The 24,617-nt window shown below is 73.0% G+C and carries 22 protein-coding genes; 15 read left to right on the top strand and 7 right to left on the bottom strand.

The features are described 5' to 3' along the window. Positions 1–15: 15 nt before the first annotated feature. On the bottom strand, positions 16–981 hold the full coding sequence (locus ACUYMY_RS16365; protein WP_481704578.1) for a metal ABC transporter substrate-binding protein: 966 nt from the start codon (positions 979–981) through the stop codon (positions 16–18). A gap of 177 nt (positions 982–1,158) precedes the next feature. Between ACUYMY_RS16365 and ACUYMY_RS16360 the strand changes: the two genes are divergently transcribed. The 4 genes from ACUYMY_RS16360 (at position 1,159) to ACUYMY_RS16345 (ending at position 8,249) form a co-directional block, all read left to right on the top strand. Then, positions 1,159–2,073, top strand: coding sequence for a type IV toxin-antitoxin system AbiEi family antitoxin domain-containing protein (locus tag ACUYMY_RS16360; protein WP_481704577.1), 915 nt, complete (start codon positions 1,159–1,161; stop codon positions 2,071–2,073). A 343-nt stretch (positions 2,074–2,416) separates the two neighbouring features. Beyond that, entirely contained in the window at positions 2,417–3,877 is a 1,461-nt protein-coding gene (locus ACUYMY_RS16355; RefSeq protein WP_481705083.1) for a DUF3375 family protein, read from the top strand. Further along, a complete protein-coding gene (locus tag ACUYMY_RS16350; protein ID WP_481704576.1) occupies positions 3,877–4,764 on the top strand; it encodes a DUF4194 domain-containing protein in 888 nt (295 codons plus the stop codon). Before ACUYMY_RS16355 ends, ACUYMY_RS16350 begins: the two co-directional genes overlap by 1 nt. After that, the gene (locus tag ACUYMY_RS16345; protein ID WP_481704575.1) at positions 4,761–8,249 is read left to right on the top strand and encodes an ATP-binding protein; all 3,489 of its coding nucleotides are present in this window, start codon (positions 4,761–4,763) and stop codon (positions 8,247–8,249) included. The genes ACUYMY_RS16350 and ACUYMY_RS16345 overlap by 4 nt, the downstream gene beginning before the upstream one ends. A 74-nt stretch (positions 8,250–8,323) precedes the next feature. Here ACUYMY_RS16345 and ACUYMY_RS16340 read toward each other — a convergent pair whose 3' ends face one another. Further along, entirely contained in the window at positions 8,324–10,465 is a 2,142-nt protein-coding gene (locus ACUYMY_RS16340; protein WP_481704574.1) for an elongation factor G-like protein EF-G2, read from the bottom strand. Between the two features lie 295 nt (positions 10,466–10,760). Between ACUYMY_RS16340 and ACUYMY_RS16335 the strand changes: the two genes are divergently transcribed. From ACUYMY_RS16335 to ACUYMY_RS16325, 3 genes are read left to right on the top strand one after another with little or no spacing between them, the layout of a single operon-like run. Further along, the gene (locus ACUYMY_RS16335; RefSeq protein WP_481704573.1) at positions 10,761–11,384 is read left to right on the top strand and encodes a TasA family protein; all 624 of its coding nucleotides are present in this window, start codon (positions 10,761–10,763) and stop codon (positions 11,382–11,384) included. Positions 11,385–11,428: 44 nt separating this feature from the next. After that, entirely contained in the window at positions 11,429–12,166 is a 738-nt protein-coding gene (locus ACUYMY_RS16330; protein WP_481704572.1) for a signal peptidase I, read from the top strand. After that, entirely contained in the window at positions 12,123–12,533 is a 411-nt protein-coding gene (locus ACUYMY_RS16325; protein WP_481704571.1) for a hypothetical protein, read from the top strand. The genes ACUYMY_RS16330 and ACUYMY_RS16325 overlap by 44 nt, the downstream gene beginning before the upstream one ends. Positions 12,534–12,562: 29 nt before the next feature. Here the strand turns inward: ACUYMY_RS16325 and ACUYMY_RS16320 are convergent, their stop codons facing one another. After that, the gene (locus ACUYMY_RS16320; RefSeq protein ID WP_481704570.1) at positions 12,563–13,414 is read right to left on the bottom strand and encodes a response regulator transcription factor; all 852 of its coding nucleotides are present in this window, start codon (positions 13,412–13,414) and stop codon (positions 12,563–12,565) included. A gap of 155 nt (positions 13,415–13,569) precedes the next feature. Here ACUYMY_RS16320 and ACUYMY_RS16315 point away from each other — a divergent pair, with 155 nt between their 5' ends. Then, positions 13,570–14,052: a hypothetical protein gene (locus ACUYMY_RS16315; RefSeq protein ID WP_481704569.1), complete on the top strand. Its 483-nt coding sequence runs from the start codon at positions 13,570–13,572 to the stop codon at positions 14,050–14,052. A gap of 105 nt (positions 14,053–14,157) precedes the next feature. Continuing rightward, positions 14,158–15,225, top strand: a complete 1,068-nt coding sequence (locus ACUYMY_RS16310) for a siderophore-interacting protein (protein ID WP_481704568.1) — start codon at positions 14,158–14,160, stop codon at positions 15,223–15,225. Positions 15,226–15,290: 65 nt separating this feature from the next. On the opposite strand, the gene ACUYMY_RS16305 is transcribed toward ACUYMY_RS16310, so the two are convergent. Continuing rightward, on the bottom strand, positions 15,291–16,142 hold the full coding sequence (locus tag ACUYMY_RS16305; RefSeq protein ID WP_481704567.1) for an SGNH/GDSL hydrolase family protein: 852 nt from the start codon (positions 16,140–16,142) through the stop codon (positions 15,291–15,293). Between the two features lie 217 nt (positions 16,143–16,359). On the opposite strand from ACUYMY_RS16305, the gene ACUYMY_RS16300 reads away from it, so the two are divergent. Next, the gene (locus ACUYMY_RS16300; RefSeq protein ID WP_481704566.1) at positions 16,360–17,550 is read left to right on the top strand and encodes a multidrug effflux MFS transporter; all 1,191 of its coding nucleotides are present in this window, start codon (positions 16,360–16,362) and stop codon (positions 17,548–17,550) included. A gap of 7 nt (positions 17,551–17,557) precedes the next feature. Here the strand turns inward: ACUYMY_RS16300 and ACUYMY_RS16295 are convergent, their stop codons facing one another. Beyond that, positions 17,558–17,947 carry a DUF1304 family protein gene (locus tag ACUYMY_RS16295; RefSeq protein WP_481704565.1) on the bottom strand — a complete coding sequence of 130 codons (390 nt, stop codon included), beginning with the start codon at positions 17,945–17,947 and terminating at the stop codon, positions 17,558–17,560. Positions 17,948–17,973: 26 nt separating this feature from the next. Beyond that, on the bottom strand, positions 17,974–18,591 hold the full coding sequence (locus ACUYMY_RS16290) for a maleylpyruvate isomerase family mycothiol-dependent enzyme (protein ID WP_481704564.1): 618 nt from the start codon (positions 18,589–18,591) through the stop codon (positions 17,974–17,976). A 98-nt stretch (positions 18,592–18,689) separates the two neighbouring features. On the opposite strand from ACUYMY_RS16290, the gene ACUYMY_RS16285 reads away from it, so the two are divergent. Beyond that, positions 18,690–19,112: a MarR family winged helix-turn-helix transcriptional regulator gene (locus ACUYMY_RS16285; RefSeq protein WP_481704563.1), complete on the top strand. Its 423-nt coding sequence runs from the start codon at positions 18,690–18,692 to the stop codon at positions 19,110–19,112. A gap of 30 nt (positions 19,113–19,142) precedes the next feature. On the opposite strand, the gene ACUYMY_RS16280 is transcribed toward ACUYMY_RS16285, so the two are convergent. Beyond that, positions 19,143–19,490, bottom strand: a complete 348-nt coding sequence (locus tag ACUYMY_RS16280; RefSeq protein ID WP_481704562.1) for an antibiotic biosynthesis monooxygenase family protein — start codon at positions 19,488–19,490, stop codon at positions 19,143–19,145. Between the two features lie 160 nt (positions 19,491–19,650). Between ACUYMY_RS16280 and ACUYMY_RS16275 the strand changes: the two genes are divergently transcribed. The 4 genes from ACUYMY_RS16275 to ACUYMY_RS16260 all read left to right on the top strand — a co-directional run bounded on the left by ACUYMY_RS16275 (position 19,651) and on the right by ACUYMY_RS16260 (position 24,614). After that, positions 19,651–20,979: an ATP-binding protein gene (locus ACUYMY_RS16275; protein ID WP_481704561.1), complete on the top strand. Its 1,329-nt coding sequence runs from the start codon at positions 19,651–19,653 to the stop codon at positions 20,977–20,979. 32 nt (positions 20,980–21,011) lie between these two features. After that, on the top strand, positions 21,012–22,073 hold the full coding sequence (locus ACUYMY_RS16270) for an App1 family protein (protein WP_481704560.1): 1,062 nt from the start codon (positions 21,012–21,014) through the stop codon (positions 22,071–22,073). Between the two features lie 112 nt (positions 22,074–22,185). Then, positions 22,186–23,340 (top strand): serine hydrolase domain-containing protein, encoded by a 1,155-nt coding sequence (locus ACUYMY_RS16265; protein WP_481704559.1) that lies wholly within the window; start codon positions 22,186–22,188, stop codon positions 23,338–23,340. Between the two features lie 71 nt (positions 23,341–23,411). After that, positions 23,412–24,614, top strand: a complete 1,203-nt coding sequence (locus ACUYMY_RS16260) for a type III polyketide synthase (RefSeq protein ID WP_481704558.1) — start codon at positions 23,412–23,414, stop codon at positions 24,612–24,614. Positions 24,615–24,617 lie beyond the last annotated feature (3 nt).

Raw genomic sequence — 24,617 nt, 5'->3', positions numbered from 1 at the left:
TCTGGTCCAGCCCGATCAGCCTGCTGAGCCGTTGCTCAGGCCGGCAAGGATGGTCTTGACATCGTGACGGATGAGGTCGAGGTAGGTCGGCACTGGGCCCCCTGCCTCCGAGAGCGAGTCGACGTAGAGGACGCCGGCGAGCTTCGCGCCGCTCGCGGCGGCGACCTGCTCCATCGGCGCATGGCTCACCGTGGACTCGCAGAAGACGGCGGGGACCTGGTTGGCCTTGACGAACTCGATCGCGCTCGCGATCTGCTGGGGCGTGGCCTGCTGCTCGGCGTTTACCGCCCAGATGTACTTCTCGGTCAGGCCCGCGTCCCGGGCGAGGTAGGAGAATGCGCCCTCGCATGTGACAAGCGCGCGGTGGTTCTGCGGGAGGGCCGCGAGGCCGGTCACGAGCTCGTCCTGGACCTTCTGCAGCTCTGCGCGGTACGACGCCGCGTTGGCGCGGTAGGTGTCGGCGTTGGCGGGGTCGAGCTCGGCGAACGCCGCGGCCATGTTGTCGGCGTACTTCTGGACGTTCTGCGGGGACATCCACGCGTGCGGGTTGGGCTTTCCCGCGTAGGAGTCCTCGGCGATGTCGATGGGCTCGACGCCGGCGCTCACCTCGACGTGCTTGACCTTCAGGTCCGCGACGAACTGGCCGAACCACGCCTCGAGGTTGAGCCCGTTGTCGAGGATGAGGTCCGCCTGCGCGGCCTTCTTGATGTCCCCGGGCGTGGGCTCGTAGCCGTGGATCTCGGCGCCGGCCTTGGTGATGGACTCGACGCGCAGCTTGTCCCCGGCGACGTTCTGGGCGATGTCCGCGAGGACCGTGAAGGTGGTCAGGACCACCGGCCGGTCGTTGCCTGCGCCGCCCCCGGCGCCGCCGCTCGCCCCTCCGCAGGCCGTGCACAGCAGTGCTGCCGCCGCCAGGAGGGCGGCGAGGAGTCGGACACGGGACAGGGGACCCCGAAGGGCGCGGAACGACGCTGTACGCATACAGCAAGGATAGGTTTCGGAGTACCTCGGAACAAATTTCGGTGTACCGAAACTTTGTATGACGCCCGCTGCCGGCGGGCTGCGTGACTGCTCCTCCACAGGGCGCACGACGGCGTGTCCTCCACATGCGCTTCGCACTTCTTCTGGACGGCCCGGGGCAGCGCGAGCGTGGGCCTCATGGACTTCCCCCTTCCGCATCCCGGACCGTGGCTGGCCTCGCAGGTCGCCGAGAGGCTCGGCTCAGGCAGGGCTGCCGAGCGACTTGTTCAGGCGGGCCTGCTCGTGCGGATCGCTCACGGGCTGTACTACCGGCTCGATGCATGGCACGTCCTCGGCGCGAAAGAGCGCCACCTCGTGACGCTCCGGGCGCACTTCGACCACCATGCGCGGCTGTCGGAACCCGGGTTCGTCTACAGCCACCTCAGCGCCGCGAGGCTTCACGGCCTCTCACTCTGGAAGCCAGACGAGTTCATCCACGTCACCGTTCCGCGGGCGCCGGGCCGGTCCCGATACCGGCCCGAGGTGCGTCCCCACGCCGGCCACCTTGGCAGCGAGGACCGGTGCATGGTGTCCGGGCTGCCGGCCACTGTCCTCGAAAGGACGATGGTGGACAGTGCGTGCATCCTCCAGCGCGGCGCCGCGCAGATCATCATCGACCACGGGCTGCGGCTGGGCGCCGAGCCGGCAAGGGTCGAGGCCCTGCTCGACCGTGCGTCGGGCCAGCGGGGCGTCGTGACCGCGCGTGCGGCCATCGCCCTGGGCTCGACGCTCAGCGAATCGCCTGGGGAGAGCCTTCTGAATTGGCGGCTGAGCACCATGCCCGTACCCACGCCGAAGCAGCAGATCGAGGTGGCGACGCGCGTGGGCCGGGTGCGCGTGGACACGGGGTGGCCGGACATCCGCCGCGGCATCGAGTTCGACGGCCGCGTCAAGTACTTCGCCTACGCTCCGACCCCGGAAGTGCTGCTCCGGGAGCGGCAGCGCGAGAAGGCCCTCATGGAAGAGGGCTGGCAGCTGCTGCGTCTTGTGTGGGCGGACCTGTTCGACGAGGCCGAACTGCGACGCCGCGTCGACCGGCTGCTGGCGTCCTAGGCCACTCTTCGAGGCCGCAGGTTCGATGCGACACCGTAGCTTTCTGCAGGGGATTCACCGTGGTGTCGTGCGGCAGCTGCAAGTTCGCGATGCGACCCGGCTGGCGATGGCGACCCGGCCGGGGGCGGCCCGGGCCCCGGTAGACTGGGCTGCCGTGCCAGCTGCCTCCCCGAGTTCCCCCACGCCGCCAGCAGTGGCGTCGGACGGCGCGGCATCGGCCGCAATGACTCGCCCGAACCGAGCCCCCGCAGCGCACACGACGCCCGGCACCCACTCCGCCACGCACCCCAGCCCCCCACGGGCCGCACCCGGCGGCGTGCCCGGGGCCGCGCCGTCGTCCGCCATGCTCGCGAGGCTCGCCGAGCTCGAGTCCCTCCACCGCGGGCCCGCCTGGGCCCTGACCCGGAGCGCGCCGTGGACCATCGCCGCGCTGCAGACGGCGTTCACGCGCAACCGGCCGCAGGTCGGGCTCGAGGAGCTCCACGACGAGCTCGACTCCTACCTCGAGGACCTCCGCGCCCGCGACGCCGCCGCCGGCAGCCCCGCCACGGCCGGCAACGCGACGGGCCGTGCAGTCGCCGACGACTGGACCCGGCGCCGCTTCCTGACCCGCCGGGCCCAGGGCGGGCGGATCGTGTACGAGCTCACCGAGGCCGCGGCCCGCGTGCTCGCGTTCCTCGAGGCGCTCTCCTCGGACCGCTCGACGCTCACGGGGTCCCGCCTCGGGACGCTCCTGGCCGACGTCGAACGCCTCGCCCGCGAGACGAACCCGGACACGACGGCGCGGATCGAGGCGCTCGAGGCCGAGATCGAGGAGCGCCGGGAGATCGTGCGGGCCCTGCGCGCGGGCGAGCGGACCGGCGGACTCGACGACGAGAACGCGCTCGAGGCGGCCGAGAACATCCTCGATCTCGCGGGCGGTCTGCCCGCGGACTTCAAACGCATGCGCGACCGCATCGAGGAGTCCGTCGGGCAGCTGCGCAACCAGATCATCGAGGAGTCGCTGAGCAAGGGCGCGACCATGGCGCAGGTGCTCGAGGCGGACCGCCGCCTGCGTGCCTCGAGCGAGGGCCGGACGTTCCGCTCGTTCACGGCCTTCCTCGAGAACCCCGAGCAGCAGATGCGCTTCCGCGCCGCGATCGCCGAGGTGCTCTCGCGGGACTTCGCCGACGGGCTCGGGCACGAGGAGCGCGAGACGCTCCGGCACCTCGTCGCCGAGCTGCGCGAGGCCAACACGCAGATCCAGCGCATCTACGGCAAGCTCTCCGAGAGCCTCAACACCTACGTCCAGAGCGACGACTACCGCCAGTCCGTGCGGCTGCGCGAGGCGATCCGCCGCGCGGAGCAGGCGGTCCGGCGGCTCCCGTACGTCCGCGACGAGCCAGGCTTCGCGCCCGCCCCGGAGCTGTTCGGGGCCGAGTTCGAGTCGCTCTCCATGGTCAAGCTCTTCGACCCGGACGAGCTCGCCCCGCCGCCCCGGCTCGCGGATCCGATCAGCTTCGGCTCCGAGGACCGCATACGCTCGGCGCGCACCGCGAAGGCCCGCGCTGCCGCGCTGCGCGAGGCGCTGGACCTCGCGCTCGCCGACGGCGGCGGCCGCGCCACCCTCGCCGAGGTCTGGGACCGCCTGCCCGAGGGGGAGCAGCACATCAACTCGATCCGCGCGCTCCTGTCCGAGCTGCTGCACCGCGGCGCCGACTTCGACCGCGGCGCCTGGGGGCCTCTCGAGTTCGGCCAGATCGACGGCTCCCGCCGCACCGCCTACCTGCCGTCCGTCACCGTCACCGCTGGAGGGGAAAGCTGATGCACGACGTCGAGCCCGTCACCGAGGAGGCCGAGGCGCACGAGGAGGCGACGCCGTCGGGCGCCGCTGAGCCTGACGCCCCGGTGCCCGCGGGCACCGCGCAGCCGGCGGCGCCGGACGAGCCCTTCATCCCGGTCCGCGCGCTGTACGACGGCGACACCGGCGAGCTCCCGCTCAAGGTCCGCCAGGTCCTCGTGCGCCTGCTCAAGGGCCCGTACCTCGACGGCGGCCGGGACGAGAAGGGCTGGACCACGCTCCTGGACCACGAGGACGTGCTGCGCTCGCGGCTCTCGGAGCTCTTCCTGCGCCTGCAGATCGACCACGAGCGGAAGATCGCCGTCCTGCGCCCCGTCGACCCGGAGCTGCTCGGGACGGCCTCGCGCTCGACCGTCCTGCGGCAGCAACGCGCCCTGAGCCGCGTCGAGACGATCCTGCTCCTGCGGCTGCGGCTCCTGCTCGACCGCCACACCACCGCCCAGACCGAGCCGACGGTCACCCTCGAGGAGCTCGCCGACGTCGTCGCCCACTACCGCCCGGTCGAGGAGCAGGACGCCCTGCGCGATGCCGACACCGTTGCCCGCGCTGTCGCGAAGCTCCAGGCGCGCCGCCTGCTCATCCCAACCCCGCTCGAGGACGTCTACCTCATCTCCAACGCCCTCCCGCTCGCGCTGCCGTTCGAGAACATCGGGGACGTGACGCGGCACCTCGAGTCGCTCGCGACTGCCGGATCGGCGCACGACGGCGCGCTGCCGCAGCCGGGCGGGCAGCTCCCCTTCGGCGACGACGAAGGGGCCGAGGACGACGGAGGCCCCCATCTCGGTGACCCAGGCCCCCATCTCGGCGTCCCAGACCCCCATCTCGGCGACGATGAGGAGGCCACCGCGTGAGCATCGCGACCATGCTGCCGCTCGGCACCGAAGTGAACCCGGGCCAGTACCGGCTCTCGCTCGTCCAGATCGTCAACTGGGGCACGTTCCACGGCGCGCACACGATGCACGTGGACCGCAACGGCACGATGCTCACGGGCAACTCCGGCGTCGGCAAGTCCACGCTCTTCGACGCGATCGCGCGCGTCTTCGACGCCCGCCCGCGCTCGAACGAGGCCGCCGCCGCCCGCGCCGGCTCGAGCGAGGACCGCCGCACCACCTACACGTACATGCGCGGCAAGGTCGGCGACGTCGCCGTCGGCGAGGGCCAGGCGAGCGCCTTCCAGCGCCCGGGCGCGACGTGGAGCGCCGTCGCCCTGACCTTCGACAACGCCGCCGGGACGCGCCACACGCTCTCGGCGCTCTTCGACCTGCCCAAGAACGGCACGGAGTCGAGCCTCGGCCGCTTCTACCTCATCGACTCGGAGCCGCTCGACATCGCCGCGGTCGAGGGCCTGATCGGCGAGGGCCAGGGCAGGCGCTTCACGCGCTCGGCCCTCGAAGCGGCCTTCCCGAATGCCCAGGTCTTCGACGTGCACAAGGCCTTCGCCGAGCGCTTCCGCCGGCTCCTGGGCATCTCGAGCGACCAGGCCCTCCCGCTCCTGCGCGTCATCCAGGCCGGCAAGGGCCTCGGCGGGAGCGTCAACAGCTTCTTCCGCGACCAGGTCCTCGATCCGCCGGCCACCCTCGCCGCCGCGGACGAGGTGGTCGAGGAGTTCGGCAACCTCATGTCCATCCGGGCCCGGCTCGAGGACGTGCGGCTCCAGCGCGACCAGCTCGCCCCCGTCCCGGACCTCAACCGGGAGCACGCCGAGGCCCTCGCCGAGGCCGCCCGGCTCCGGGAGCTCGCGGCTGGCCCGTTCGACGCCGTCCGGCAGGCCCACGCCGTCGCCGTCCACGAGCGCGCGCTCGCCGACGTCCGCACGCGCGCCCAGGCCAAGGCCAAGGAGCTCTCGGCCGAGCGGCACCGCCGGGACGCGCTCGCCAAGGAGCTGCGCTCGCTCGAGGCCGAGTACAACAACGCGGGCGGCAACCAGATCTCCACCCTCGAGCAGGCGCGGGACAACGCGGCGGTCGGCCTGCGGCTGCGGCGCGAGGTCGAGGCCGCGGCCAAGGCGGGGATGCACGACGCCGGGCTGCAGCTGCCGTTCTCGGCCGACGGGTGGGCGGACGCTCGCCGCCAGGCCGCCGAGGCCCTCGAGGCGATCGAGAGGGACAGCGCCGTGCTCAAGGAGGCCCGCTTCGAGGCGTTCGACGCGCACGCCACGGCCAAGCGCGAGCTCGCCGAGGCCCGCCGCGAGCTCGCCTCGCTCGCAGAGCGCAAGAGCCTCCTGCCGCCGTCGGCCGTCGAGAACCGCGCCGCGATCGCCGCGGCCCTCGGCGTCGCGGAGGAGGAGATGCCGTTCGCCGGCGAGCTCATCGACCTCGCCGAGGAGCACGAGCGCTGGCGGCCCGCCGCCGAGCGCGCGCTCCGCTCGCTCGCGACGACGCTCCTCGTCCCGGGCCGGCACTTCGCCGCGGTGACCCGCTACCTCGACGGGAACGCGATCCGCGGGGCGCTGCGCGCCGTCGACCTCTCCGCGCGCGTGCCCGGCGCCGAGCTCGCCCTCGAGGAGGTGCGCGAGGGCGACCTCCTGACCAAGCTGCAGATCCTCCCCGGGGAGGCCGGCGACTACCTGCGCGAGCGGATCGCCGCCGACTTCGCCTACGCGTGCGTCGAGGACCCGGACGAGCTCGCCGGGGTCGAGCGCGGGGTGAGCCTCGGCGGCGTCGTCAAGCGGGGCCGCGGCACAGTCGAGAAGGACGACCGCTTCGCCGCCCGCGCCGACTTCGTGCTCGGCTTCGACAACGCGCCCAAGCTCGAGCTCCTCGCCGCGCGCGTGCTCGAGCTCGAGGCGGCGCTGGCCTCCGCCGCCGAGGCCGCGCAGGCGAGCGAGGACTCGCACCAGGGCCTGGCCCGACGGCTCGAGGCCCTCCGCCGGGTCGCCGAGGACACCCGGGCCTGGGAGGAGGTCTCTTCCGAGGTCGCCGAGGAGGAGCTGCGCCGCATCGAGGCGCGGCTCGAGGACGCCCTCGCCGCGCAGAGCGACCTCGAGCCCCTCCGCGACAAGGTCGAGACGGCCCGCACCGAGCACCAGGCCTCGACCGAGGCCGCGGCCGTGCTGCAGAGCGAGTACCGCCAGCTCGACGCCCAGCTCATGAGCGCCGACCGCCTCCTCGAGGCCGCGCGCGCCCGCCTGGCCGCCGCCCCGCCGTCGGACGCCGCGAGCGAGACGCTCGCCCCGCTCTTCGCCGAGGCCGGCGAGCCCGAGGACCAGCACGACCTCGACCGGATCGCCGCCGAGGTGCACGCCCGGATCGCGGCCCAGGTCCATGCCGCCGAGAGCAGGGCGCAGGCCGCCGCCGAGCGCCTCACGCGCATCTTCGAGCAGTTCCAGCGCGACTGGGGCTCGGTCGTCTCGGCGGACCACGGCGCCTCCGTCGCCGCGGCCGACGCCTTCGAGGCCCGGTACCACCAGATCGTCTCCGAGGGCCTGCCCGCCCAGGAGGCCCGGTTCCGGGAGTTCTTCGCCCAGCGCACGCACGAGTCGTTCTCGACGCTCCTGCACCTGCTCGACGAGGAGCGCCGGGGCATCTCGGCGCGCATCCTGCCGCTGAACTCGATCCTCGCGGGCGTGGACTTCCACGAGGGCTCGTACCTCGAGCTGGACATCCGGCAGACCGTGCCCGCCTCGGCCAAGCAGTTCAAGGACGCGATCGTCTCCGCGCTCGCGGCGCGCCACGCGTCGTCGGCCGCCCGCACGGGAGAGCCGGACAGCCCCGGCCCCTCGGGCGAGGACCAGCTCACCATCCGCTACAAGACGCTCGAGGCGCTCGTGAAGCGGCTCGCCTCGCACACGCCCGAGGACCGGCGCTGGCGGGCGGAGGTGCTCGACGTGCGGACGCACGTGTTCATCTCGTGCAAGGAGCACCGGGTGTCGCGAGACACCAAGAACGGCGGCTCGGATGGTCCCGCGCGCGACGAGGTGTTCGTGCACGCCGACACCGGCTCGATGTCCGGCGGCGAGCGGCAGCGGTTCACGGCGTTCATCATGGCCGCGGCGCTGAGCTACCAGCTGGGCATCGCCGAGCAGGGGTTCACGAGCTACGGGACCGTCATGATGGACGAGGCGTTCGTGCTCGCGTCCGAGGAGTTCGCCGGGGCCGGCATCTCGGCGCTGCACGAGTTCGGGTTCCAGCTCCTGCTCGCGGCGCCCGAGAACGTCATCGACCTCTCGCGGTACCTCGGCTCCGTGACGGAGATCCTGCGGGACAAGCGGACCAACCGGTCGGGGCTCATCGAGGGCCCGGCCGGGGGCCCGGGGCCGGGAGGCTCGGTTCTGGGCGGCAGGGTGCCGGGCGGCCCGCGGTCCCAGGCCAACCCGGTGGACATCGTCCTCCGCTGACCCCGCAACGTTGGGAGCTGACCCCGCAACGTTGGGAGGTGACCCCGCAACGTTGGGAGGTGACCCCGCAAAGGTCAGCTGGCGCGGGGGGCCGGGTCGTGGCGCACGTACTCGCGGCGGAAGCGGCCCGTGCCCTGCGTGAGCGCGCGGAGGTCGACGGCGTAGCGCAGCAGCTCGACGTCGGGCACCTCGGCGGTGACCTCCGTGGTCTCCCCGCCGGCCGACGTCGTGCCCGTGAGCCGCCCGCGGCGGGCCGAGAGGTCGCTCATGACGGCGCCGACGTACTCGTCCGGGACGGTGATCGTGACGAGCGAGACGGGCTCGAGCAGCTGGATCCGCGCCGCGGCGGCGGCCTCGCGCAGCGCGAGCGCCCCCGCGGACTGGAACGCGGCGTCCGAGGAGTCCACGCTGTGCATCTTGCCGCCCACAAGCGTCACGCGGATGTCGACGACGGGGAAGCCCTCCGCGACGCCCTTGGCCATCTGCGTCCGCACGCCCTTCTCGACGGAGGAGATGAACGTGCCCGAGATGACGCCGCCCACGATCTTGTCCACGAACTCGAACCCCCCGCCGCGCTCGAGCGGCTCGACCTCGATGTCGCAGATCGCGTACTGCCCGTGGCCGCCGGACTGCTTGACGTACCTGCCGTGCCCGGACGCGGGCTCGGCGAAGGTCTCGCGCAGGGGCGTGACGACGTCGACCGTCTGGAGCTTGACGCCCTGGTCCCGCAGCCGGTCCAGCACGACGTCGGCATGCGCCTCGCCCATGCACCACAGCACGAGCTGGTGCGTCTCGGGGTTGCGCTCCACGCGGAGGGTCGGGTCCGCGGCGGCGACCTTGCCGAGCGCCTTCGCGAGCGCGTCCTCGTCCCCGTGCGAGGCCGCCTCGACGGCGACGGGCATGAGCGGCTCCGGCATGTCCCACGTGTCCACGAGCAGGGGCGCCTCGCGGGAGGACACCGTGTCCCCGGTCTCGGCGGTGGCGAGCTTCGCGAGGGAGCACAGGTCCCCGGCGACGGCGGCCGGAACGGCGCGCAGGTTCGTCCCGAACGGCGAGTAGAGGTGCCCGATGCGCTCGTCGCTGTCGTGGTCGGGGTGGCCGCGGTCGGCGAGGCCGTGTCGGCCCACGTGGACGGGGGTGTCCTCGCGCAGGGTCCCGGAGAAGAGCCGGACCAGGCACACGCGGCCGAGGAACGGGTCCACGGTCGTGCGGACCACCTCACCGGCGAGCGGCCCGTCGGGGTCGCAGCGCAGCGCCGGCGCGGGGGCGCCGTCGAGCGTCGTCGCGGGCGGGACCGCGTGCTCGAGCGGCGAGGGGAAGCCCCGGGTGAGGACCTCGAGGACCTCCGCGGTGCCGACCCCGGCCGTGGCGGACGTCGGGATGACCGGGAAGAACGAGGCGCGCGCGACCGCCGTCTCGAGGTCGGCCACGATGACGTCGAGGTCGATGTCCTCGCCGCCGAGGTACCGGTCCATGAGGGTCTCGTCCTCGCTCTCGGCGATGATGCCCTCGATCAGCTCCCCGCGGGCCGCCTCCCAGCCCTCGAGCTCCTCGGGCTTCGCCGGCCGCGTGTCGGGCTGCAGCCGGTCGCCGGAGTAGTCGGAGACCGTCCCCGAGATGAGGCCGAGGAGGCCCGTGAGCTCGTCCCCGTCGCGCATGGGCACGTAGAGCGGAAGCACGGACTCGCCGAAGGCCTCGCGGCTCGCGGCGAGGGCGGCGTCGTAGTTCGCGCGCGGGTGGTCGAGCCGGCTGATGACGACGGCGCGCGGCATCCCCACGCGCTCGCACTCGGCCCACAGCGCGGTCGTCGCCGCGTCTACGCCGTCGACGGCCGAGACGACGAACAGCGCGCCGTCCGCCGCGCGCAGCCCCGCGCGCAGCTCGCCGATGAAGTCGGCGTAGCCCGGCGTGTCGACGAGGTTCACCTTGACGTCGCCGACGACGACGGGCGCCACCGCGAGCGCGACGGACCGCTGCTGCTTCACGGCAGAGGGGTCGGAGTCGCCGACCGTCGAGCCGTCCTCGATCGACCCTCGGCGCGAGATCGCCCCGGTCGACGCGAGGAGAGCCTCGAGCAGCATCGTCTTGCCGGCTCCCGAGTGGCCCACGAGGGCCACGTTGCGGATGAGTTCTGGCCGCTCGACGACGACTCCCGGCCCCGAGACGTCGTTGCGGCCCGGTCCCTTGGCCGAGCTGGGTGTTCCCTTCCCCGACATGCGCACCTCCCGTTCATGGAGGTCTCCAGCCGGCGGATGGATCCCTCATCCGGATACAGGCCTAATCCTGCTGCTTTCGGGGCGGGCGCGCGAGGGGTCAGAGCAATCTGGCCGTCACGCACATGCAAGGTCCTCCCGCTTCGGGAGGGCTTGAACCGATCTTGAACTTTTCTTGTCCGGCGCGCGGCGTTGGCGTTGAAGTCCCGGCCCGAGAGTTGTTGCAGGCCGGCCGCAGGGACTGGCGAACAGGCACAGGGCGGGCATGAAGGGCCCGGCGGAAGAAAAGGACACCACCATGGGAATCAGCCTCAAGACCACGTCCGGCAAGGTCCTGGCCTCGGCCGCGCTCGTCGGGGCTGCGGCGAGCGTCGCCGGCCTGGGCACGTACGGCGCCTTCACCTCCACGACCTCCGCGAGCGAGACCGTCTCCTCGGGGACGGTCGTGATCGGGCTGGGGGATTCTGGCACGGCCGCCAACCGCCTCAATGTCGCCGCCACGGGGATCGTCCCGGGCGACACCATCCAGCGCGCCGTCACGCTCACGAACACGGGCAGCCAGGCCCTCGCGGGCATCACCCTGACGACGACGGCCAGCCCCTCCTCGGTCCTCGACACCGATGCGCAGAACGGCCTCCAGATGACGATCGACCGCTGTTCCACGGCATGGACCGAGGCCGCCATCTCCGGCGGGGGCTACACGTACACGTGCTCGGGCACGACGTCGACCGTGCTCGCCCAGCGCGGGATCATCGGCGCGAACATCGCGCTCGCCAACCTCGCCGCCGTCGGCTCGAACGGGTCGGACAACCTGCGCGTGACGGTGAGCCTCCCGGCCGCGGCGAACAACGACTTCCAGGGGAAGTCCAGCACCGTGGCCTTCGCCTTCACCGGCACGCAGCGCACCGCGACGAACCAGTGAGCCGCTGACTGACCCCCTTCCAGCCGATCCGCCAGGAGGACGCCATGACTGTGGACCTGTCCACCCTCGCCGAGGCCCATCCGACTACCCCTCCGGCCGACCTCGATTCCCCCGAGACCCCCGGCCCCGCCACGCCCGCCCGCGTTCCCTCCCGCGGGCGGGCGGAGCGGCGGGTGGTGCACGCCTCTTCAGGAATCTTCGGGCGGGCGGCAGGAATCCTCGGGCGTGCCGCGCTGGGACTCGCCCTCGCCGTCGCCCTCGCGGCGTTCCTCTTCCTCGCGGTCGGGCCGCGCGTGCTCGGCTACCAGACGTCGACGATGCTGACCGGCTCGATGGCGCCCCTGATCAACCCGGGCGACGTCGTCGTGAGCGTGCGGACCCCGACCTCGCAGCTGGAGGTCGGGGACGTGCTCACCTACCACATCCCCGTCGGCGACCGGCGGGTCGAGACGCACCGGGTCATCGAGGTCGCCCGCCCGGGCGACGGCACCACGCTCGTCCGGACCCAGGGCGATGCGAACAACGGCCCGGACCCGTGGACGGCTGTCATCACCGACGACGCCGTCTACACGATCGCCGGCCTCGTCCCGCACCTCGGCGACGCGATCCGGTTCCTGCGCCAGGGCGGTGCCTCGACGGTGCTCATGTACACCTCGGCGGCGGCGCTCGTGGCCCTCGTGCTCCGCTCGATCTGGCGCCGGCCCGCGGCCGACTCCGCCGCTGATCACGCCGGCGGCGGTGCCCCCGGCACCGCCGCTGATCCCACCCGCGAGAGGGCGTGAGGACCTGGAACCGGCGGCACTCCCCATCCTCGACCGGGCGTGCCTCGACGACCTCGCCGAGGACCTCGCCTCGAGGGCCCATGCGCTCGACTTTGCGGCCTCGTTCGTCAAGCTCCTCCCGCGCCGGATCCACGCGATCGCGACGGCGCTCGAGGCCGAAGAGCTCGAGGCCGCTCAGGTGGCGCTCGTGAGCCTCGCGGTCTCCGCCTCGATGGTCGGGGCCCTGCAGCTCGAGCGTGACGTGCGGCTCCTCGAGGAGGACGTCCGTGCCGAGCGCACAGCCCGGGCCCGAGAGTCCGTCCGCGCCCTCGTGAACGACGCCGATGCGGTCGCCGCCGCGCTCGTGGAGGCCCTCAGCGGCGGCTGAGGCCCGGGCCTGCGACGGGGCAAGGCGGCTCAGGGAGGCGGAGCCATCATCCCGTACCCGACGCCGCGCACGGTCCGGATGAAGCGCGGGTTCCGGCCTCGGTCGCCCAGCTTGCGGCGGAGGTTCCCCACGTGGACCTCGACGAGGTGCTCGTCCGAGGCCCACTCGTCGCCCCAGACCGAGCGCAGGAGCATCTCGCGCGTCCAGACACGCCGCGGGGAGCCCACGAGGAGCGCCAGGAGGTCGAACTCGGTCCGGGTCAGGAGGAGCTCCTGCCCGTCGAGCTCGACGAGCCGCGCATCCAGGTCCACGACGAGCGGCCCGTGCGTGATGCGCCTCGGATCGAAGGCGGGGGAAGCGCCGGCGGAAGGGCCGGGGACGGTTCCGGAGGCAGGGCCAGCATCGGGGGCGGGCGCGGGAGACGATCCGGTCTGGGCGAGCGGCTCGGAGGGCGCCGCGGAGGCCTCGGCACGGTGAGGGCCGAGGCCGTGCGCGGACAGCGTGCGCGGGCGGCGGAACATCGCCTCGATCCTGGCCTGGACCGTGCGAGGGCTGAAGGGCTTGCTGATGTAGTCGTCGGCGCCGATCTGCAGGCCGATGAGCTCATCGATCTCCTCGACGCGGCCCGTGATCATGACGATGTACGCGTCGGAGAACTCCCGGAGCCGCCGGCACACCTCCGTCCCGTCGAGGTCGGGCAGGTTCAGGTCGAGGGTCACGACGTCGGTTGCCTGCTCGCGCGCGAGCCGCAGCCCCTCGGCCCCGGTCGCCGCCTCGGCCACGTCGAAGCCGTGACGCTGCAGGGTCCTGGCGAGGAGCACGCGGACGTCGGCGTCGTCCTCGATGACAACCGCCCGGCGGTCAGAGAATCCTTCGCCCATGGACAGCAAGTCTTGCAGACCTCCCGGCGACGGGTGAGCAGGCCGTTGAACAAACCTTGAGCATTCGTCCCGGGCCGGCTTGAGGAGCGGCTGGGAGCATGAGGCCAGCACCACACCCATGACCACAGCGACACGGAAGGCAGCGCGAGGCACTCATGGCACGAAGCATCCACCGAGCGCTGACCGCCGTCTGCCTCGCCTTGGCTGCGGCCCTCGCCCCCGTCGGGGCTCTCGTCCTCGCTCCGGCGGGCGCTTGGGCTGCGTTCATCGGGACCGGCGTCGCCTCGCTGCAGGTCTCGACCTACAGCATCCCGGCGCCGGGGAGTGTGACCGCGAGCTTCGTGTGCGGACTGACGGGCAAGCAGGCCACGGTCACGGTGCTGGGGTACGGAAAGGTCGAGCGTGCGACGTCATACACCTTCACACTCACTGCTCCGGACGGCACGAGCAGCAGCACGACGACGAGCCTCGACGCCGTGACCCTCACCCAGAGCTCCGCCTCCGTGGGAAGCGGGGTCTACACCCTCACCGTCCGAGCCTTGGTCGGATCGTGGATTGGTGCACCCCTGACCCGGACATACAACTGCCGACAGCAGGGAACGGGAGGATCCGGCGGCCAGGGCGCAGGGGCCCCGTAGTCGGACGCGCCGGAAAACGGGAAATACGCTAAGCATCCTTTGCGTAAGGGCACGTGTGACCGTCTATGATCTGACGAAGGTAAGCCTTACCAAAGGAGCTTCCGCATGAGCCGACCCACCGCCAGCCCCCGCGTCCCGGCGAACAGCCGCCCGCGCACCCAGGCGCGTGCCGGCGTCGTGCGCCCGTTCGAGCTCACCGTCGCCGCGGTGCGCGACCTGAGCCCGAGCCTGCGCCGGATCACGTTCGGCGGGACGAGCCTGCGCGACTTCGCGACCGACGCCGACGGCGCGACGTGGGACCTGCGTATCAAGGTGCTCGTGCCCTCGCCCGGGCACCCGCTCCCGCGCGTCGCAGAGCTCGCCGCGGCCGGGCCGTCGGGCGACGGCGCCTCGTGGTACCAGGCGTGGCTCGCCCTGCCCGAGGGCACGCGGGGCGAGATCCGGTCCTACACGGTGCGCGAGGCGCGGCTCGAGGAGGCCTACCCGGAGATCGACGTCGACTTCGTGCTGCACGTCGACGCGGACGGCCGCTCCGGGCCCGCCGCGACGTGGGCCATGGGCGTCGTGCCGGGTGACGAGGCGCTCGTGTTCGGGCCGAGCGCGGCCTCGGGCGAGTGCGCCGGGATCGAGTTCGCGCCCGGGCTCGCCGGGCACGTCCTGCTCGTGGGCGACGAGACCGCGCTGCCGGCGATCGGCGGGATCCTCCGCGACCTCCCGGCCGGCATGACCGGCCAGGCCATCCTCGAGGTGCCGTGCGCCGAGGACTTCCAGAACCTCCCGACCCGCGCAGACGTCTCGATCACGTGGCTCGCCCGGGGGGAGCGCACCCACGGCGAGCTGCTCACGGAGGCGGTGCACGGCGTCGTGCTCGAGCCCTTCTGTGCCCCCGGCCCCGACGTCCCGGCCCGGGCCGCCGCGGCGGGCGAGCCGCTCGACGTCGGCCCCGAGCGCGAGCTCATGTGGGACACGCCGCAGTACCGCCGGCTCTTCGGCGCCGAGGCCGCGGACGGTGTCGGGGTCCCGCCCGCGACCGTGCGCCCGTTCTACGCGTGGATCGCGGGGGAGTCCGGCGTGGTCAAGTCCCTGCGGCGGTACCTCGTGCGCGACTGCGGGATCAACCGCGAGCAGGTCGCCTTCATGGGCTACTGGAAGCAGGGCACCGCCCAGCGGTAAGTTGCGGGGTCACGTCTCAACGTTGCGGGGTCACGTCCCAGCGTTGCGGGGCCATCCCTGCTCCGTCAGAGGACCCAGCCAGGGGTCTGGGCGAGCGCTTCGGGGTGCTTTTCGACATAGCGGCGCAGGCCGCCCTGCCGCGGGACCTTGACGGGCTCGGGCCAGCGCGGGGAGAGGGAGTCGCCAAGCGTCTCGCCCCGGAGCTTGCGCCCGATGAGCGGCACGACCCAGTCCCGGACCCACGCCCGCTGCGCCCCGGCCCACTCGCGCGGGGTGCGCCGCACGGGCGGCTCCCACTCCTTGTGCTTCATGCGGTGCGGGACGCCGAGGTGGTCTAGGACCTGGCGCGCGAGGACTTTGTGGCCCGCCTTGTTCATGTGGAGCCGGTCGGCGTCCCACAGGCGCTTGTCCGCGAACTCGTCGAAACACCAATAGTCGACGAGGACGGCGTCGAGCTCGCTGGCGAGCTCCCGGACCCGGGCGTTGTACTGCCAGTTGCGGCGCTTGAGGGGCTCGAGGAGGGGGTTGACCTTGACGTCGTAGCCGGTGAACAGCACGAGCGTCGCACCGGTCCCCGCCAGCTTCCGCACGAACTCCTCGTACTCGGCGAGGAGCTGGTCCATCGACGTGCCGACGTCGAGGATGTCGTTGCCGCCCGCGTAGACGGTCACGAGCGTGGGCTCGAGGGCGAGGGCAGGCTCGAGCTGCTCGTCGACGATCTGCCGGAGGCGCTTCGACCGGATGGCGAGGTTGGCATACTCCCAGCCCTTCTCGGCCTTGGCGAGCTTCTCCGCGACACGGTCGGCCCACCCCCGGACGCCGTTGGGCAGGCCGGGGTGCCAGTCCCCCACGCCTTCGGTGAAGGAGTCGCCCAGGGCGACAAACCTTCTTCGGCTCTCGCGAACGCTTCCGGCCACGCCCGGGAGCCTAGGGAGGCGAGGCCACGCGCGGGCGTCGGGAGGGTAAACGCGAGGTGACCCCGCAACGCAGGGAGGTGACCCCGCAACGCAGGGAGGTGACCCCGCAACGTTGGGAGGTGACCCCGCAAGTGCGTCTGGCGTCACAGCCCCGGCGCGCCACCTCCTACTAGGCTTGGCGGGTGCCTGACGTTTCAACCATCTCCCGGGGGACCCCGTGCCCCCAGCACTGAACCCGCGCGGCGGCCTCCACCCGGCCTGGCTGCTGACCCTCGCGTTCCTCGCCACGACGGCGCCGCTCGCCACCGACCTGTACCTGCCCGGCTTCCCGCGCGTGCAGCAGGAGTTCGCGGCGACGGCCTCGGGGGTCCAGCTCACGCTCACGGGCTTCCTCGTGGGCATGGCGTTCGGGCAGCTCACGTTCGGCGCGATCTCCGACCGCTTCGGCCGCCTGCGACCGCTCCTGGTCGGCAACGCCGGCGCGCTCGCCGCCTCCGCGCTCGCGGCCCTCGCCCCGACCCTCGAGGTGCTCGTCGCGGCCCGCCTCGTGCAGGGCCTCTGCGGCGCGGCGGGGATCGTGATCGCACGGGCCATCATCGTGGACCTCACGAAGGGCTCGGAGACGGCCCGGACCATGAGCCTCATGATGACCGTCGGCGGCGTCGCCCCCGTCCTCGCGCCCTCGATCGGGGCACTCATCGAGGGGCCCGTCGGCTGGCGCGGCGTCATGTGGACGCTCGCGGCACTCTTCGCGCTCATGATGCTGTGCGTCGCGACCGTGTTCCGCGAGACCCGCCCGCGCGAGCAGCGCGGCGCCCACAGCCTCCTCGGCGGCTTCGCGCAGCTGGCGCGCGTGCCCCGCTACCTCGGCTACGCGGCGCTCTTCGCCCTGACCTTCGCGGCGATGATGACCTACATCTCCGCATCCCCGTTCGTCTACCAGAACGTGATGGGCTTCTCCGCGGTCGGCTACGGGGCGATCTTCGGCGTCAACGCCGTGGGCCTCATCGGCGCCGGCTACGCGTCCTCCCGCCTCGTGCGCCGCTGGGGCCCGCAGCGCATGATCGGCGCCGCCGTGCCCGCGCTCCTCGCCTTCTCCACGGCCATCCTCGTCGTCGCGCTCCTTCCCGTGCCCCGGTGGGTCCTCGCGGTCCCCATCTGGTGCGCCGTGACGAGCGTCGGGTTCATCATGGGCAACTCGACCGCCCTCGCGCTCGAGGAGGTCCGGCACGTCTCCGGCAGCGGCTCGGCCCTGCTCGGCTTCTCGCAGTTCATCTTCGGCGCCGCGGTCTCGCCGCTCTCGGGCATCGCGGGGGAGGACACGCCCCTCCCCATGGCCCTCATGATGACGACGGCGGCCGCGGCGGCCTTCGTGCTCGCCTCGGTGCTGCGCCGGCGCACGGCGTAGCTGGGCGTCACCCGGCCAGGGCGAACGCCACGAGGCCCACGAGCGGCAGCGCGGCCTGCCCGATCGCGCTGCCCCACAGCCGCCGCTCCGTGATCCCGAGCCACGGGCCCAGCAGGAGGTTCGCCGCGAGGGTGTACAGCACGATGCCGACCCCCGCGCCGTGGACCGGTCCCGTCCCGGCATTGGCCATCCAGAGTCCGGTGGCGATGCCGAGCGCCGTGACGATGTTGACCGCCCCGATGTTCTGCGCCCACATCCGCACGGCCCCCTCCGTCCCGGGGTCCACGTAGAAGATCGGGCGGAACCGTTGGTCGCCGTGGAAGCGGATCTCGAGGATGCCCACGACGACGAGGGTCACGGCAAACAGCCCCGCCGCGATCTGGGTGATGAGGTTCATGGCTGCCTCCTTGGCGGCCGAGGGGATCAGAGCTGCGCGGCCCCCGGCCCGGCGAGGCGGTGCAGCCACGCCCGCCTGCCGGTCAGGAGCAGCAGGAGGGCCTCGATGGGGCCCTCGACGGCGGGGCCGGTGCCGGCCTGCCAGTCCGCGTCGGTGGCGCGCAGCGCGAAGCCGCCCAGCCGCCGTCGTGCGCTGAACGGGAACGCGACCCGCCACACCTGCTCCGCGCACGCGGCCGCGGCGTCGGCGGGCATGCGGTGGGCGAGGCCGAGCGGGATCGCGATGTCCTGGGCGTGGACGAGGACGTCGAGCAGGGGCGTCGTCCCGAAGGTGCCCGGCGCACGACGGCGGGAGCGGGCCAGGCGGCGGTAGTCGCCGAGGATCGTGGCCGGCGGGGCGCTGCCGCGGCGGCGGGCGTCGAGGAAGACCATGCGGTCGAAGTCCCCCCCGCCGCGGGCGAGGGCGGCCGCGAGGCCCCACGGGGTGGCCTGCGGGGCGGAGATGATGTGGGCTGCGACGTCGCGGACGCGCCAGCCGGGGCACAGGCTCGGGGCGTCCCACTGCTCGGGTGCGAGGCCGGCGAGGAGGGACGCGAGGGCTGCGCGCTCGGCGTGGATGTGGCCCCAGAGCTCGTCGCCGTACATGGTCACCCCCTCGAAGCGAGGCGGGTGTGACCGCCTGCCCCCAAAGTAGTTCGGAATACTGACCAATTATGGTCAGCTTGCCTGACTACAATCAAGGGGTGGCGTTCAACATCGGACTGCTCCTGTACATCCCGTACCGCGCGCTCGAGGACAGGGTCTTCGAGGCCGTGGCCGCGGCCGGGTTCACGGACATCACGATGGCGCAGTCGCGCGTGTTCCAGCGGATCTCGAGCAGCGGCTCGCGCCTCACGGAGCTCGCGGACCTCGCGAAGGTGACGAAGCAGACCGCGAGCGCCCTGGTCGAGGCGCTCGAGGCGGGCGGGTACGTCGAGCGGGTGCCCGACCCGTCCGATGCGCGGGCCCGCCTCATCCGCGTGGCGCCCCGGGGCGCGGCCGCCACGGCCGTGGCCCGGGCCGAGATCGAGCGGATCGAGGCCGAGTGGCGGCGCGAGCTCGGCCCCGCCCGCTACGACCGGCTGGCCCGGGACCTCGAGGTCCTGACGCGGCTCACCGACCGCTGAGGGACTGCCGCGGGGCCACCTGGGAGGCGCCTACCTCCCGAGGTCGGCGGGGGAGAAGCTCCACAGCTCGGCGGACATGCCCACCGGGCGCTGCCGCTCCGCCGGGGCCTCGCCCTCGGCGGCACCCTCGGCCCCGCCGGCCGGGCGCCCGTGCCCCTGGCCGAACGACGCCGAGTTCCTCCACGCCTCGAAGCTCTCCTCGTCAGCCCAGCGGGTCACGACGAGCCACACGTTGCGCCCGTCCGTGGGCTGCAGGAGCTCGAAGCCTTCGAAGCCGGGCTGGCCGTCGACGGCGCCGGCCCGGGCGGCGAAGCGCCGCGCGAGCTCATCGCCGGAGTCGGCGGGGACGGTGATGGCGTTGATCTTCACGATGCTCATGCCCCGATCCTCGCAGGTCCGGCCCAGCCCCGTCCCTTCCGAGACGCAACCTGACTGCCACGCCACCGCCGCTAGACTCGCGTGCAGCGGACAGGGCCCAGCGCAAGCAGCGGACGGGCACAGCGCAAGCAGCGGACGGGGCACAGCGAAGGAGCAGCGCATGACCAGCTGGCGGATCAGGGACTTCCACCCCTCGGACCTCGACGGGATCCTCCACCTCTGGAGCGCCATGACGGCCTCCGGCATCGAGCCCGTCTACTCCCTCTCCGAGGTCCTCGCGAGCTGCCAGAAGGACCACGCGGTCGTCGCGCTCCACGGCGAGGACGTGGTCGGCGCCGCCGTGGGCCGCGCCGCCCACGAGCAGGGCTGGATCGTGTTCCTCGCGACCCTCCCCGAGTGGCGCTCCCGCGGGATCGGGACGGCGCTGCTCTCGGCGCTCGAGAACCGCATGGCGCCGCTGGGCCTCACGAAGCTCTCGGCCCTCATGCCGGACACCGAGACCCGCCTCGAGGCGTTCCTCTCGCGCGGGTTCAAGGACGTGAAGAACCTGCGCTTCTTCGAGCGCCAGATCCCGGTCCAGCGCACCGAGCTCGAGCCCCTGGCCCTGCTCGGCGGCCGCGTCCTGCCGCGCGACCTGTGGGAGAACGTCGCGGGCATGAAGCGGGAGAAGCAGCTCCTCGAGCGCCGGCTCGTGCTCCCGCTCGCCCAGGCCGAGCTCGCGGACGAGTTCGGCGTCGTGCCGCCGCGCGCCGTCGTGCTCTTCGGCCCGCCGGGGACGGGCAAGACGACGTTCGCCAAGGCCATCGCGTCCCGCCTCGAGTGGCCGTTCGTCGAGGTCTTCCCGTCCCGGCTCGCGGGCGATCCGGAGGGCCTCGCGGGCGCCCTCCGCACCACGTTCACCGAGATCGCCGAGCTCGAGCACGCCGTCGTGTTCCTCGACGAGGTCGAGGAGATCGCCTCGCACCGCGCGGGCGACCCGCCGAGCCCCAACCAGGGCGTGACCAACGAGCTGCTCAAGATCATCCCGGCCTTCCGCGAGCAGCCCGGCCGCCTCCTCGTGTGCGCGACGAACTTCATCCGCGCCCTCGACTCGGCGTTCCTGCGCCACGGCCGCTTCGACTACGTCATCCCCATCGGCCTGCCCGACGCCGAGGCCCGCCTGGCCATGTGGCAGCGCTTCATCCCCGACTCGGTCATCGCCGACGTCGACATCGACGCGCTCGTGGCCCGCACCGAGGGCTTCTCCCCGGCGGACATCGAGTTCGCGGCCCGCTCGGCGAGCCAGCGCGCCCTCGAGAAGGCCGTCTACGGCGGCGCCCAGACGGTGCCCGCGGACGACGGCGCGAGCCCCGGCGGCGGCCAGCCGCCCGGGCGGCGCGGGCCCACCACCGAGGACTACCTCGAGGCCATCGGCGAGACCAAGACCACGGTCGGCGCGGACGTCGCGGCGGCCTTCCTCGAGGACATCGAGGAGCTGGCCCGGGTGTGAGCCAGGGCGCACGGTCGTGGCAGAGTGGTTCCATGACCGTGCACCCAGCCCACGACGTCGTCCGCGCCGCGACCCCGCGGCTGCGGCCCCTCTTCAACGTCGCCCAGAGGATCGGGCGGGGGTGGAACGCGATGCGCACGCGCATGGTGCGCAACGGGGACTACGTGGCCCAGGTCGTCGCGTACCGCGGGTACGGGACCACGCGGCGCGTGCGCGTCCTGGCCCGGGTCATGTACGCGAGGCCGGGCCTGCACGGGCCCGAGGACAACTTCATGAACGTGCGCGGCTGGGTCTCCTTCACGTCCGTGCCGATCGAGTACGCCGAGGTGACGGTCGAGATCGGCAGCACGCGCGCCGTCGTGCGCGCCGACTCGGGCGGCGTCGTGGACGCGATGGTCGACGTCGAGCTGACGCCCGGGTGGCACGAGGCCCGCATGAGCGCCGACGGCGCCGAGGCGTCGGTGGGGCAGATCCTCGTCGTGTCCCCCGAGGCGCGGTTCGGGATCGTCTCCGACATCGACGACACCGTCATGGTCACGGCCCTCCCGCGTCCGTTCCTGGCCCTGTGGAACACCTTCGTGCTGAGCGAGCGGGCGCGCACGCCGACTCCCGGCATGGCCGTGCTCCTCGACCGGCTCGCGACGGACCACCCCGAGGCCCCGGTCGTGTACCTCTCCACGGGCCCGTGGAACGCCGCGCCCACGCTCGCGCGCTTCCTCGGGCGGAACCTGTACCCGGCCGGGCCGCTCCTGCTCACCGACTGGGGCATGACGCCGGACCGCTGGTTCCGCTCGGGCCGTGAGCACAAGCGCGAGAACCTCCTGCGCCTCGCCGCCGAGTTCCCCGACATCCGCTGGCTCCTCGTCGGGGACAACGGCCAGCACGACGAGGCGATCTACGCCGACTTCGCCGCCGCGCACCCCGACTCCGTCGCGGCCGTCGCGATCCGGCAGCTCTCCCCGAGCCAGGCCGTCTTCTCGGGCGGCACGACGCACGACGGCGGCGAGGTCGCCGCCCGCCCGGACGTCATCTGGGCCTCGGCGCCGGACGGCGCGGGCCTCGCGGAGCAGCTCGAGGACGCCCGGCTCCTCTGAGCGTCCGACTCCGCGCCCCGTTGACCGGCCCGGCGGCCGGCGCGACCCTTGAGGCACGGCGTGCCGCGCCGTGCCTCGGGGAGTGGGACCACAGGCCAGGGACAGGTGCGCCATGCCCGCGAGAATCCGCCGGAACCGGCACGTCCCGCTCGCGCCCGTCCTCGCCGTCGTGCTCCTGCTCCTGTCCTCGGCGGGCTGCTCCTACGCCCCGGAGCCCGTGCCCACGCAGAGCATGTCCCCGGCCGTCGAGGCGCTCGACCGGGCGGCCCGCAACGCGCTGCGCAGCGGCGGATCGGGCGTCACGGTCCACGCCCAGTGGCCCGGCATGTCGTGGGAGCACGCCTACGGGGTGCGCAAGCTCGACGGCGCCGAGCCCGCCCAGCCGGGCGACGCCGTCGTCCCCGGGAGCCTCCTCCAGACCTGGGTCGCGGTCTCGGCCCTCAAGCTCGTCGAGGAGGGCAGGCTCGCCCTCGACACGCCGGTCAATGACAGGCTCGAGGCCATGGGCCTCAAGCCCCCGCGGACCGTGACGCTCAGGGATCTGCTCGCCCAGACCTCGGGCATCCCGGGGCTTCCGCCGCCGCGGGAGTGGACGGAGGACGTGCTCGAGACGCCCCTCACGCTGCGGGACGTCGTCGCCCAGGCGGCCGGGCAGCCGTGGAACACGAGCATGTTCGGCTCCTTCGGCCTCACCGACACCTCGTTCGCGGCGGTGGCGCTCATCGTCGAGGAGCTCCGGGGCAAGTCCATCGCCGAGGTCTTCCGCGAGGACATCGTCCGCCCGCTCGGGCTCTCGGGCACGACGCTCGGATCCCAGCCGAAGGACGAGATCCTGCACGGCTACGTGTGGCTGCGCGGCCAGCGGGTGGACCTTGCGGGAGGCGAGACCACGCCCGGCCTACCGGGCGGCGCTGCCGTGACGGCCCGGGACCTGGCGGCGTTCGGCGCGGGGCTCCTCTCGGGCCGCCTCCTGAAGCCCGAGTCCCTCGCCGAGATGCAGAAGCCGGGGCCCCAGGGCTACGGCCTCGGGCTCTGGAGGGCGTCCAGCAGCTGTCGCGGGGGCGTCCATTACGGGCAGCGCGGCGACGCGCTCGGCTACGCCTCGGTCGTGATGGCCAGCGCGGACGGCACGCGGTCGGTCGCGATCGCGACGAGCGCGCCCGTCGTCGACCCCGGGGAGGAGCCCTCCGACGCCCGGCAGCTCTACGGCGACCAGCTCTTCAGCGCCGCGCAGGAGTTCCTCGACAGGAGCTGCGCCGAGGGCTGAACCAGCCCCCACCAGAGCGGATTTCCCCCGGCCTCTTGCCCCGGGCACCAGTCCCATAGTGAGAATGGCCCATGCCGGTCCTTGTGAGGTCTCTCGAAACCGCAGTTCCGTCCACCGTGCTCAAGCAGCCCGAGGCCCGGGACGTCTTCGCGGCCCAGAAGGGCCTCACCCGCCTGGGCCAGCGCCTCGTCGCGACGTGCTTCGACGCCTCGGCGATCGACACCCGCTACTCGGCCGTCGCGGAGTTCTCCTGGGACCTCCCGGACCACGACCCGGACTTCTTCGACCCGTCCACGGGCACGATCCTGACCCCGAGCACCAAGACCCGCAACGACCTCTTCGTCCGCGAGGCCACCCCGCTCTTCACCGAGACCGCGCGCCGGGCGCTCGACGCCGCCGAGGGGATCGGCCCCGAGGACGTCACCCACGTCGTCACCGTCTCCTGCACGGGCTTCTTCAACCCCGGCCCCGACTACCGTGTGGTCCGCGACCTCGGCCTCAAGCCCTCGGTGCAGCGCTTCCACCTCGGCTTCATGGGCTGCTACGCCGCGTTCCCCGCCCTGCGCGCGGCCAAGGCGTTCTGCGACGCCGACCCCTCCGCCGTCGTCCTCGTGGCGATCGTCGAGCTGTGCAGCCTCCACGTGCGCAGCTCCAACGACCCGGACACGATCCTCGGCGCGTCCCTCTTCGCGGACGGCGCGGCGGCCGCCGTCGTGACCGCGCGGGACCTGCCGCTCACCCGGCCCGCCCTGAGCCTCGACGCCTTCGAGACGACCCTCACCCCCGTCGGCGAGGAGACGATGGCGTGGAACATCGGCGACCGCGGCTTCGAGATGGTCCTCGGCACGTACGTCCCGCACATCATCGACGAGCACATCACGGGCGCCCTCGTCCCGCTCCTGGCCCGCGAGCCGGCCCTCGCCGAGCTCCCGCACGCCGAGATCGAGCACTGGGCGATCCACCCCGGGGGCCGCAGCATCGTGGACAAGGTCGTCGCGCGGCTCGGCCTCAGCGAGGCGCAGGCCGCGCCGGCCCGCGAGACCCTGCGCAACTTCGGCAACATGTCCAGCGCGACGGTCATGTTCGTGCTCGAGCACATCCTCGGCGCGGGCGCTGGCACCCACACAGCGCAGGACGGCGGCGGGCCGGGTGCTCCTTCTGCCGGCACTCCTTCGATCGGCACTCCTTCCATCGGCGCGGAGCGCGTCTGCGCCATGGCCTTCGGGCCGGGCCTCACGGTCGAGACAGCCCTCATGACCCGCCTCCTGCCCTAGCGC

The sequence above is a fragment of the Sinomonas sp. T428B genome (assembly GCF_056780155.1).
The sequence above is the reverse complement of the archived record's forward strand: the minus strand, read 5'-3'. Positions and strand labels throughout refer to the sequence as shown.